Origin of the sequence: Thalassotalea litorea, from assembly GCF_043642205.1 — a bacterium.
Taxonomy (GTDB): Bacteria; Pseudomonadota; Gammaproteobacteria; order Enterobacterales; family Alteromonadaceae; genus Thalassotalea_A; species Thalassotalea_A litorea.
In genome coordinates this window covers 1-11,925 of the sequence record NZ_JBHZSG010000066.1, presented here as the reverse complement: position 1 = coordinate 11,925, position 11,925 = coordinate 1, and the positions used below count along the sequence as shown (strand labels likewise).

At 44.3% G+C, this 11,925-nt stretch carries 11 protein-coding genes and 1 tRNA gene; 6 read left to right on the top strand and 6 right to left on the bottom strand.

What is annotated here, in order from left to right; translation table 11 throughout:
• Nucleotides 1–137: 137 nt before the first annotated feature.
• The 6 genes from secF to ACHUFQ_RS16445 form a co-directional block, all read right to left on the bottom strand.
• Nucleotides 138–1,085: a protein translocase subunit SecF gene (gene secF, locus ACHUFQ_RS16470; RefSeq protein ID WP_394176939.1), complete on the bottom strand. Its 948-nt coding sequence runs from the start codon at nt 1,083–1,085 to the stop codon at nt 138–140.
• A 14-nt stretch (nt 1,086–1,099) separates the two neighbouring features.
• Nucleotides 1,100–2,950: a protein translocase subunit SecD gene (gene secD, locus ACHUFQ_RS16465; RefSeq protein ID WP_394176938.1), complete on the bottom strand. Its 1,851-nt coding sequence runs from the start codon at nt 2,948–2,950 to the stop codon at nt 1,100–1,102.
• Nucleotides 2,951–2,960: 10 nt separating this feature from the next.
• On the bottom strand, nt 2,961–3,293 hold the full coding sequence (gene yajC / locus ACHUFQ_RS16460; protein ID WP_394176937.1) for a preprotein translocase subunit YajC: 333 nt from the start codon (nt 3,291–3,293) through the stop codon (nt 2,961–2,963).
• Between the two features lie 52 nt (nt 3,294–3,345).
• A complete protein-coding gene (tgt, locus tag ACHUFQ_RS16455) occupies nt 3,346–4,488 on the bottom strand; it encodes a tRNA guanosine(34) transglycosylase Tgt (protein ID WP_394176936.1) in 1,143 nt (380 codons plus the stop codon).
• Between the two features lie 202 nt (nt 4,489–4,690).
• The gene (gene queA / locus ACHUFQ_RS16450; protein WP_394176935.1) at nt 4,691–5,740 is read right to left on the bottom strand and encodes a tRNA preQ1(34) S-adenosylmethionine ribosyltransferase-isomerase QueA; all 1,050 of its coding nucleotides are present in this window, start codon (nt 5,738–5,740) and stop codon (nt 4,691–4,693) included.
• 264 nt (nt 5,741–6,004) lie between these two features.
• Nucleotides 6,005–6,181, bottom strand: coding sequence for a hypothetical protein (locus ACHUFQ_RS16445; RefSeq protein ID WP_394176934.1), 177 nt, complete (start codon nt 6,179–6,181; stop codon nt 6,005–6,007).
• A gap of 478 nt (nt 6,182–6,659) precedes the next feature.
• On the opposite strand from ACHUFQ_RS16445, the gene ACHUFQ_RS16440 reads away from it, so the two are divergent.
• The 6 genes from ACHUFQ_RS16440 to ACHUFQ_RS16415 all read left to right on the top strand — a co-directional run bounded on the left by ACHUFQ_RS16440 (nt 6,660) and on the right by ACHUFQ_RS16415 (nt 11,854).
• A tRNA-Trp gene (locus ACHUFQ_RS16440) sits at nt 6,660–6,736 on the top strand.
• A gap of 214 nt (nt 6,737–6,950) precedes the next feature.
• Entirely contained in the window at nt 6,951–7,427 is a 477-nt protein-coding gene (locus tag ACHUFQ_RS16435; protein ID WP_394176933.1) for a hypothetical protein, read from the top strand.
• A 23-nt stretch (nt 7,428–7,450) separates the two neighbouring features.
• Entirely contained in the window at nt 7,451–7,915 is a 465-nt protein-coding gene (gene rimI, locus ACHUFQ_RS16430) for a ribosomal protein S18-alanine N-acetyltransferase (RefSeq protein WP_394176932.1), read from the top strand.
• Nucleotides 7,916–8,124: 209 nt separating this feature from the next.
• Nucleotides 8,125–9,705 carry a peptide chain release factor 3 gene (gene prfC / locus ACHUFQ_RS16425; protein ID WP_394176931.1) on the top strand — a complete coding sequence of 527 codons (1,581 nt, stop codon included), beginning with the start codon at nt 8,125–8,127 and terminating at the stop codon, nt 9,703–9,705.
• Nucleotides 9,706–9,707: 2 nt separating this feature from the next.
• Nucleotides 9,708–11,447, top strand: a complete 1,740-nt coding sequence (argS, locus tag ACHUFQ_RS16420) for an arginine--tRNA ligase (protein ID WP_394176930.1) — start codon at nt 9,708–9,710, stop codon at nt 11,445–11,447.
• Nucleotides 11,448–11,629: 182 nt separating this feature from the next.
• Nucleotides 11,630–11,854 (top strand): hypothetical protein, encoded by a 225-nt coding sequence (locus tag ACHUFQ_RS16415; protein ID WP_394176929.1) that lies wholly within the window; start codon nt 11,630–11,632, stop codon nt 11,852–11,854.
• The last annotated feature ends 71 nt before the right edge of the window (nt 11,855–11,925 follow it).

The window sequence follows — 11,925 nt, the reverse complement described above, 5'->3', positions numbered from 1 at the left end:
TCTCTGCAATCAAAGCCTTGCCTAAAAGCCTTTAAATTCTCACTGAGTGAGCAATAATTTAATGTGATTGGTATTAAGTGTCGTCCATAAAAAAACCATCCGAAGATGGTTTTTTTTACGAACAAGCACGATTACCTTTAAGGCAATAACTCTTCCTGATCGGCGCCTTCTTTTTCGATGACTTCCGGGATCAAATCTTCTTTAGAAATACCTAATCCAAGTGCTACCGTACTGGCAACATAAATCGATGAGTACGTACCAACAAAGATACCGAATAGTAATGCCGTAGCAAAACCGTGGATCAATGCGCCGCCTTTAAAGAACAAGGCGAGCAATACCAGAAACGTAGTTAATGACGTGATCATCGTTCGGCTAAGGGTTTGCGTCAGAGAAATGTTGATGATTTCTTCAGCTTCGCCTTTGCGAATTTTGCGAAAGTTCTCACGGATCCGGTCTGAAACAACAATGGTATCGTTAAGTGAGTAACCGATAACGGCGAGAATTGCCGCTAATACCGTTAAGTCAAACTCAATTTGCAGAACCGAAAACAGGCCAAGCGTTAAAATCACGTCATGGGCAAGCGCGGTTACCGAGCCCAACGCAAATCGCCATTCAAAGCGAAACGCAACGTAAATCAAAATACAGATTAATGCGGTTAGCATTGCCAGACCACCTTGCTCTGTCAACTCTTCACCAACATTGGCACCAACGAATTCGATACGACGCATGTCAATATCCTGACCAGTGCCTTCTTTAAGCAAAGACAGGATTTCATTGCCCAGCATTTCCGCTTTAACATTGTCACGCTGCCCGAGACGAATTAAAACGTCATTGGCACTACCAAATAACTGCACGATGGCATCTTCATGGCCACCCTGCTCCATTATCTGGCGAATTTCACCAAGTTTGGCAGGTTGTTCAAAGCCAACTTCAATTAATGTACCACCGGTGAAATCCAGTCCTAAATTCAGCTTATTCACCGATAGCGACACGATGGAAGCGATAATCAATACCAGGCTGAATATCATCGCAGGCTTGCGAAATGACATGAAGGCCACGGTGTTTTTAAGTTTTAATAATTGCATAATATTCACCTGACCTATATCGATAACTTATCGATTTTTTTGCCACCCCATATCGCATTTACGACGGCACGCGTACCAATGATGGAGGTAAACATCGACGTAATAATACCGATAGACAGAGTAACGGCGAAGCCCTTAATCGGACCCGTACCGACTGCAAACAATATAATCGCTGCAATCAATGTCGTAATGTTAGCATCAAAAATCGTTGAGAATGCTGCATCATAGCCTTGGTGAATAGATTGCTGAACGCTCTTTCCTTCGCGCAATTCTTCTCGAATTCGCTCAAAAATAAGAACATTGGCATCAACCGCCATACCAACGGTCAGAACAATACCTGCCATACCGGGTAACGTTAACGTGGCACCAGGGATCAATGACATAATACCGACAATCAATATCAGGTTAGCCGCAAGCGCAAGGTTTGCTACAACACCAAATTTACGGTAATAAAACATCATAAATGCCAGTACCATGGCAAAGCCCCACATAATGGCTTGTAGGCCTAACTGAACGTTTTCGGCACCTAAAGATGGACCTACGGTGCGTTCTTCAACAATGGCTATTGGTGCTATCAAAGCACCGGCACGAAGCAACAAGGCAAGATTATGAGCGGATGCAGGTGAGCGTTCACCGGTGATCTGGAAGCTTCGACCTAATCGAGACTGAATCGTGGCAACCGAAATCACTTCCAATTCTTTCTTAAACTTCAAGCTGCCATCGGGGTTTTTCTCACCCGTTGCGACACTTTCAATAAATACAGTCGCCATAGGCTTGCCAACATTACCTTTGGTGCCTCGTGACATTTTGTCGCCACCGGCGGCATCAAGATCTACGTAAACGGCAGGCTGCTGAGTTTGCTGGTCACGGCCAGAGTTGGCTCCAACGATGTGTTCACCCTGCAAGATAGAACGTTTTTTCAATAGTACTGGACGATTGTCCTGGTCATAAACCACAAATGAACCTGGTGGTACGCGGCCATTGACGGCCGACATAACATCGCCATCCTGATCGACTAAATGAAAGCTTAGGGTTGCCGTCGCGCCCAAAATCTCTTTGGCTTTGGCGGTATCCTGAACACCAGGTAATTCAACCACGATATGTTTTTGTCCCTGACGTTGCACCAAAGGTTCAGCAACACCAAGTTCATTAACACGGTTACGTATGATGGTAATATTCTGAGAAATGGCGTTTTCACGAGTCTCTTTGATTTTTTGCTCGGACATGGTGACTTTCAGGGACATTTTGCTTTCGTTATCGACGAAGACATAGCCTGGGTCAACACGCTTTAACACCCGTTCCGCTTGTTCGAGATCTTCGACACTGCGCAGCACCACTTCAACACCGTTACCGGCTTCAGCGACGCGTTTATAACGGATTTTCTCTTCGCGTAATTTTGCTCGAAAGGTGTCGACCATATTCACCTTGGCACGATCCATCGCGGTTTTCATATCCACTTCCATCAGGAAGTGAACACCACCGGATAAATCCAGACCAAGCTTCATCGGTACAGCGCCAATACTGTCTAACCAATCCGGTGTTGCCGGCGTCAGGTTTAGCGCCACAGAGTATTCATCACCTAAGCCTTTCATTAAGGCATCGCGAGCACTCTGCTGTCTTTCATAACTATCGAAACGAACGAGTATTTGTCCATTTTCCAGGGTGGCACTGCGATAGTTAATATTACCGCTATCGAGTTCTGTTTTTACTGAGTCTAACGTAGACGCAGTAACTTCCATACCACGTTTCCCGGAAATTTGTACTGCGGGGTCTTCACCATACAAATTTGGTAGCGCATAAAGCGCACCAAAAAAGACGATAAAAACCACCATCAAGGATTTCCATAATGGATATTTATTTAACACGAGACTGTCCTTACAGTGACTTCATAGTTCCCTTAGGAAGTACAGCGGTTACCGCCGCTTTTTGTACCGTAACTTCGGTACCTTCTGCAATCGCAATCACGATAAAGTCTTTTTCTTCACTGACTTTAACGATTTTGCCCACGACACCACCCTGGGTAAGCACTTCATCGTTCTTACCAAGTGCCGACATAAGGCTCTTGTGCTCTTTTACACGTTTGGCTTGCGGACGGTAGATCATGAAATAAAAGATCAAACCAAAAACTGCCAACATGATTAGCATTTCAAAACCACCACCCGATTGTGGTTGTTGTGCTGCGTATGCCTTACTGATAAAAAAATCCATAACTTCCTCTTTTTACAATGATTACCTTCCGGTAACTTATTTTAAATTATTCTTAGCTATTGCCTGAACTGCCTGATTTCGGTTCCAGGGGTGGTACGTCCAACCCACGTAATGCATAAAACTCGGCGACAAAGTCGTCTAATTTACCTTGCTCGATGGCATCACGCAAACCTTGCATTACCCGTTGATAAAATCTCAGGTTGTGCATAGTGTTTAATTGCGCCCCAAGGATCTCATTACATTTATCCAAATGATGGAGATAGGCCTTAGAGTAATTCTTACAGGTATAACAATCGCAATCCGGATCCAAAGGCCCAGTGTCGGTCTTGTTTTTTGCGTTTCGAATCTTCACAACGCCGGTGGTAACAAATAGATGACCATTACGAGCGTTTCTGGTTGGCATCACGCAATCGAACATGTCGATACCACGACGCACACCTTCTACCAGGTCTTCAGGTTTCCCCACTCCCATTAGATATCGGGGCTTTTCTTTGGGGATCAAGTCCGGAGTATGATCAAGAATTTTAATCATCTCATCTTTGGGCTCACCAACCGATAGTCCACCGATAGCGTAGCCGTCAAAATCGATATCTAACAAGCCTTGTGCAGAAATTTCCCGCAGGTCTTCATACATCCCGCCCTGAACAATACCAAACAGCGCAGAAGGGTTGTCACCATGGGCTTGTTTTGAACGTTTCGCCCAACGTAACGACAATTCCATGGACGCTTTCGCTTGTTCATGAGTTGCCGGATACGGAGTACATTCATCAAAGATCATTACCACGTCAGAGCCCAGGCTACGCTGAACTTCCATGGAACGTTCCGGGGTTAACATGATTTTTTCGCCGTTAACCGGAGAACGAAACTCAACGCCTTTTTCGGTGATTTTACGCATTTCTCCAAGGCTGAAAACCTGAAATCCGCCAGAGTCGGTCAGGATAGGCTTGTGCCAGTTCATAAAATCATGAAGATCACCATGTTGTTCAATGATTTCAGTGCCCGGACGTAACATCAAGTGGAACGTATTTCCGAGTAAAATGTGTGCACCGGTTGCTTCTACTTCATCGGTCGTCATGCCTTTTACCGTGCCGTAGGTACCGACTGGCATAAAGGCTGGTGTTTCAACCACACCGCGATCGAATATCAGGCGGCCACGGCGAGCTTTACCGTCCTGATTGATTAGTTCATATTTCATCGTCTTTTCCTCACCAAGCAGCGAAACAGGCCACTGGTGTATAGCGTTAAACCTGGGCTAAGTATATCAAAAGCCACAAGGCGGTGTTTTAATTCCTGATAGTGTGGTTTAAATACACGACCAGCAACATTATGTATGGGTCTCAACATAACCCGGTTGGGTTGACCCGTATTGCTTTTCTAGTTCGAATCAGCTTGTGCGATTAACCTTGTTTCGTTAAAAACATTGCATCGCCGTAACTGAAAAAACGATACTTCTCAGTAACCGCTTCCTGATAAGCCTGCATCATATGATCATAACCGGAAAATGCGCTCACTAGCATCAGTAATGTCGATTCGGATAAATGGAAATTAGTGATCAGGCAATCAACGACATTAAATTCAAACCCCGGGGTAATAAAGATATCGGTATCACCGTAAAATTCAGCCAATGGCTGCCCTTTATCGAGATGGAATTTAGCCGCACTTTCTAATGAACGAACAGATGTGGTCCCCACCGCAATGACTCGTTTACCATTGGCTTTGGTTTGCTGGATTTGGGTAATCACCTCAGGGCTGACTTCCACATACTCCGAATGCATAACGTGCTCATCAATATTTTCCACCCGCACTGGCTGAAACGTTCCGGCTCCAACATGCAAGGTAACAAAGGCTAGTTGTACACCTTTGTCCTGAATTTTTTCTAATAAGGCTTCATCAAAATGCAACCCTGCCGTTGGCGCCGCGACGGCTCCCGGCTTTTCGTTGTAAACGGTTTGATAGCGCTCTTTATCAGATTCTTCATCGGGGCGATCAATATAAGGAGGAAGCGGCATATGGCCGATTTCCTCCAAAACCTCTAGCACCGACTGTTCACCATCGATTTGCAATTCAAATAATGCACCATGACGGGCAACCATAGTGGCGTCAACTTTACCTTCGAGCAGCAGTTTAGCTCCGGGTTTTGGCGATTTACTGGCACGAATGTGAGCTAGCACCCGATGTTGGTCGAGAATGCGTTCAACCAGAACCTCAACCTTACCGCCGCTGGCCTTGCTGCCAAACATCCTCGCGGGAATTACCCGGGTATTGTTAAACACCAATAAATCACCAGGATTTAACATATCAATGACATGGGTAAAGGTTTTATGACTAATCGCACCGCTGTTGCCATCCAGGGTCATTAAACGGCTGGCTGTTCGCTCCGCTTGCGGATATCGAGCGATAAGTTCATCGGGTAATTCAAAAGCAAAATCGCTAACGCGTTTGGTCATGTTAAGCACCAAAAATCGAGGTTGAAAAATTCGCGACAGTTTAGTGGCCGAGGCCTTGAATAGCAAGTAATTCCTGCCGATGAGCGGAAGTCATTGAGTGAATAAAAGTAGTAAGTTTGAAGTCAGCAATACAGATGATTGCAAAGGTGATCATAGTAACGATAGCGAACCGGAGGAAACAAATAACAATCCCAAGTTAAGAAAATCAATCAACTAAGCGATAAACCTGTCTCATCTAAGCAACATTTTTCTAAAACGTGAGTGCTATTTTGTCTTTGCTAATTCCGACGAGGACTCGGGTTCGGATTGTGATTTCAAATCTTCCGGTGTCAGTTTTGATTCCACGTAATTGATATCAATCCTGACCCGGCTGGTTGCAGCATTCCCGTTGGGAGCATTTTTTGGGCGCGTAAGCTTTTTTAGCATTTCCATAAATTTCATGCTTAACATCCTTTCAGTCATTGAAACGAGCCGCTGGGGGAACAAGCCAGGTTACAATACTTGCGTGATTAAAATGAGTACTGCTTAATTTATCAGCATTTTATGGGCAAAGCAGACACATTTCAACCATAACTAACTGAAATATAGTGACTTTAATATTATTAGCAATAACAAGAACTAAGTTTAAGAGTATCGGCAAGACATCTTCGCATGAATAAAAAGAGGATCGACACGGTTAGACTTGAAAGCAAAACTGTCCATTTAGCTTGTTGATAACCACGACCCGAATACCCGCCATTAGGCATGCGCTGATACAAGCAACAGCCCCCGAGCACACTTTTCGATCACCCAGCTATCTCCTCAGCCCTTACCTGACAAGCGATTGCACAATAAATCAACACTCAAACCGAAACCTTAAAAAAATCCCTAATTAGGTCTTTACCTTTAACATCGGTTGGGTATAATGCACAGCCATTGCAGGGGTGTAGTTCCAATTGGTAGAACGGCGGTCTCCAAAACCGACGGTTGGGAGTTCGAGTCTCTCCACCCCTGCCATTTCCTTTTCTTGAAGTATCCTATCTCAATTTACCCTTTAAATTTATTTAACGCTTTGAATATATGAATAAACCTGTATGGTTCGATTCTGTAAATGGCGATTTATTGCAAAAAATATAATAAAAAAACCCGGTAGATTTCTAGGTTGTTATGAATTTTTCTGTCATTATTAACTGATGTTAAATTTAGCCCTGTATCACTGGTGCACTGTTTTATGAGCTTAAACCGTAAACAATTTGATTACCTGCAAGCCATGGGGATTAGTGTTTGGTCAGCCCGGGAAGAGAAATTTTCGTCCCTTGAAGGTAAAGATGATAACTCGATTATTATCGACCAAAGCAATAAAATTATTGCTGAGCTGGATACCTTAAAAAGCCATCCAGGGATCACTAAGCCAACCGTAAAGTCCAGAAAAGAGCAGCCCAGACTATCACAAAAGCAACAGTTTGAAGCTTGTGCCGATAGCCGCTGGTTTAAAGATCTGTTAGTTTGGTTAGGCGTTCAAGGCGACGATCTCAGTATTGATGATAGCGGTATACATTTCGGTGATTATGACTGGCAGTTTCATAAAAAGGACACCATTGAATTTTCACAGAAACGTATCATCTCACCAAATTTTGCCAACAACACGCCTACCCTCAAACAGAAACGTCAGTTATTTAACTGGTTCACATCCCATCTTAAGAATTAGCTCGTAAAGAGCCTGGTAGTTGTATGACTGTTATCAAGACTTTTTCCAAAGCGGATATTGACCCTATCTACGACATTGAGGTTGCCTGCAACCCGTTTCCCTGGTCACGAAAAACCTTGCAAGGATGCTTTGGCCCCAGGTACCTCACCCGCGGCATTCTCATTGATGACCAATGGTGTGGTTTTTATGTTGCCGATTATGTGGTCGATGAAATGACCTTAATGGAAATCGGCATTCATCCCCAATGGCAACGACGCGGTTATGGCAACGCCTTGTTAAATGATTTGTTTGCTCAGGCGGAAAAGCTCGATATTCGTAAATGTTTTTTAGAAGTTCGTGCCAGTAATTTTGCGGCTCAGCTTTTGTATATTAATCACGGATTCGAACAAATCGATCGCCGAACGGGCTATTACCCTGCGAAAACCGGTCATGAAGACGCCATCATCATGCGCAAGTCCATTAATGTTCCGGCATTAATGGATAAATAATCGCACCGCCTGCCTAATTTGTTATAGCAATTGTCGGGTTCAGACCAACAAATATTGCTAAAATTTTCTCCATAAATACTGCTCATTATCTTCTCATCCGTTATAATGGCGCGTTTTTTAATAACTTTGAGCGCCTGGCTAAGATTTCAGTTTACTGAAGATCGTATCTATACCAGGTTGTTCTCACATTCATCGGGTTAAGTTTTAGTATGACGATACAGCAGCAGGAAGTCGGAAAACGCCGTACTTTCGCCATTATTTCTCACCCGGATGCGGGTAAGACAACGATCACCGAAAAAGTCCTGCTATTTGGTCAGGCTTTACAGACCGCCGGCACCGTTAAAGGCAAAAAGTCAGGCCAGCACGCAAAATCTGACTGGATGGAAATGGAAAAAGATCGGGGGATCTCAATTACGACCTCGGTAATGCAGTTTCCCTATGCGGATTGCCTGGTTAACCTGCTCGATACTCCAGGTCATGAAGACTTCTCCGAAGATACCTACCGGACGTTAACTGCCGTAGATAGCTGTTTGATGGTTATAGATACGGCGAAAGGTGTTGAGGACAGAACCATTAAGCTGATGGAAGTCACACGTCTGCGCGACACCCCGATTATCACTTTTATGAACAAAATGGATCGCGATGTGCGCGATCCAATCGAGGTTATGGACGAAGTTGAAAGCGTTTTGAAAATAAAATGCTCACCCATTACCTGGCCTATCGGTATGGGCAAAGAATTCAAAGGTGTCTATAACCTGCTGACCGATGAAGTGATTCTTTATCAAACAGGTCAAGGCCACACGATTCAGGAAAAACGGATTGTAAAAGGCATTGATAACCCTGAGCTCGATGATGCTATCGGTAACTACGCCGAAGATTTACGTGAAGAGTTAGAATTGGTGCAAGGCGCCTGTCATGAGTTTAATTTAGACGAGTTTCTCGCCGGCGAATTAACGCCCGTATATTTTGGTACTGCGCTTGGAAACTTCGGTGTTGACCATATGCTTGATGGTTTGACCAAATGGGCACCAAAGCCACAATCCAGACAAACTGACGTCAGAGAAGTAAAAGCCGAAGAAGAGAAGTTCTCAGGTTTCGTCTTTAAAATCCAGGCCAATATGGATCCAAAACATCGAGATCGTATCGCGTTTATGCGAATCTGTTCCGGTAAATACACCAAGGGTATGAAAATGCGCCAGGTTCGTATTGGTAAGGATGTAAAAATTGCCGATGCGGTTACCTTTATGGCGGGTGACAGGTCTAATGTTGAAGAAGCATTCGCAGGCGATATTATTGGCTTGCATAACCATGGTTCGATCCAGATCGGTGACACCTTTACCGCTGGTGAAGAAATGAAATTTAGTGGTATTCCTAACTTTGCGCCAGAGATGTTTCGCCGCATTCGTTTGCGCGATCCTCTCAAAGCCAAGCAATTACAAAAAGGTCTGATTCAATTATCCGAAGAAGGTGCCGTGCAGGTATTTAGACCGATGGCAAATAATGACATGATCGTCGGGGCTGTCGGGGTACTGCAATTTGAAGTGGTTGTGCACCGTCTGAAAACCGAATACAACGTTGATGCCATTTATGAACCGATTTCTGTCGCGACCGCCAGATGGGTAAGTTGCGACGATGACAAAACCATGGCCCAGTTTGAAAAGAAAGCTTATGACAATCTGGCGCTTGATGGTGGTGATAACCTAACCTATATTGCGCCGACAATGGTCAACCTGAACCTGACCCAGGAACGCCATCCAGATATTAAATTCCATAAAACCCGTGAACATTAATTATGAATATTCGTCAATTACTGAATGAAAAAGTCAGCGCGGCTATGGTCGCAGCAGGATTACCTGCTGACACCAACCCAGCCGTAAGTATTTCCAATCGACCGCAGTTTGGTGACTACCAGGCCAATGGCGTAATGGGTGCTGCGAAGAAACTGAAAACTAACCCCAGAGAACTGGCACAACAAGTGGTTGAACAATTGGACTTAACGGATATTGCCGAGAAGGTCGACATTGCCGGTCCTGGCTTTATTAATATCCACCTCAGTCCAGCCTGGTTGGCAACACAATTGCAAGCCGCTAACCGAGATGACAAGCTCAATGTTAGTCAAAGCGAGCAACCAAAAACCGTCGTGGTGGACTATTCTGCGCCAAACCTGGCCAAAGAAATGCACGTAGGCCACCTACGTTCCACCATTATTGGTGATGCCGTAGTGCGGGCATTGGAGTTTCGCGGTGAACAGGTCATTCGCCAGAACCATATGGGCGACTGGGGTACTCAATTTGGCATGTTGCTGGCCCACTTAAGCGATAAACTGGCCCATGATGAGGTTGCAGAAACGGCATTAGCCGATCTTGAGGATTTCTATCGCCAGGCGAAAGTACGCTTTGATGAAGAACAAGGGTTTGCAGACCGAGCCCGTGATTATGTGGTAAAACTGCAAGGTGGCGATGCCGACTGCCTGACATTATGGAAACAGTTTATTGATATTTCCATTCATCACAGTGAAGAAATTTATCAAAAGCTGAATGTAACGCTTACCCGTGATGACATTATGGGAGAAAGTGCCTATAACCCGGATCTGGCCAACGTCATCGATACCTTGATGGCGAAAAACATCGCGGTAGAAGATCAGGGTGCCAAAGTGGTATTTATTGATGAGATGGCGAATAAAGATGGTGAGCCGTCGGTATTCATTGTGCAAAAATCTGGCGGAGGCTACTTATATGCCACGACCGATTTATCAGCCTGTCGTTACCGTAGCTTCGATTTAGACGCCGATCGCATTATCATTTTCACCGATGCCCGTCAGGCCTTACATTTCAAACAAGTTGAAATTACCGCCCGCAAAGCCGGTTTCTTACCAGAGCGCACCGCTTATGATCATTGTCCATTTGGCATGATGATGGGGAGCGATGGCAAACCGTTTAAAACTCGCAGCGGTGGCACCGTTAAACTGGCAGAATTATTAGACGAAGCCGTTAGTCGCGCACAAACCCTGATGGCCGATAAAATCGCGGACTTTTCCGAACAAGAGCGCGAAGAAATCGCCCGTAAAGTAGGTATTGGCGCGGTCAAATTCGCCGATTTATCGAAAAACCGTACCAGTGATTACATCTTTAATTGGGATACCATGCTGAGCTTTGAAGGCGCGACTGCACCTTATTTACAGTATGCCTTTACCCGTATTCAAAGTATCTTTAAAAAAGCCGATGTAGACCTTGATAGCCTATGCTCAGAGATATTGGTTGATGCTCCTCAGGAAAAAGCCCTGGCGGTTAAATTGTTACAGCTTGAAGAAGTGCTGGATGCTGTCATCAGTGAATGCACTCCAAATCTTCTGTGTAACTACCTCTATGAGTTGGCGAGTTTGTACATGAGTTTCTATGAAGCTTGCCCTATTCTTAAAGACGGCATTGAAGATAAGGTTAAGCAATCGCGTTTACAGCTTTGCCACCTGATCTCAAAAACTCTGGAACAGGGTTTAGGGTTGTTGGGTATCGACGTTATGGACCGAATGTAAACAGCATCGCGTTAACACCCTCCCAAAAGGGCTAACCAAAGGTTAGCCCTTTGTTGTTAATACCAATCACATTAAATTATTGCTCACTCAGTGAGAATTCTATTTTAACGACTAAATTTATGGTTGTTTTTCCAACAACAATTTCATATATTACAAATTGATTATTAATCAGGGATAAGATTATGAAAATAATGGAATATTTTCACGATGATGGTATCAGCAAAGTCATCATTCTCAGTATTGCCGCGATATTTTCGACACTAATCATTGCATTTATTATTTTTAACGTCAGATATTTACTCCCTATATCGATTTCCTATGCATTACTGATATCCAGTATCTCACTGCTGGCCTTGGCCATATTATTCTGGTTTGGTTACCGGTTTATTTGGTTAGCAGGCGAGTAATACCAATCACATTAAATTATTGCTCACTCAGTGAGAATTTAAAGGCTTTTAGGCAAGGCTTTGATTGCAGA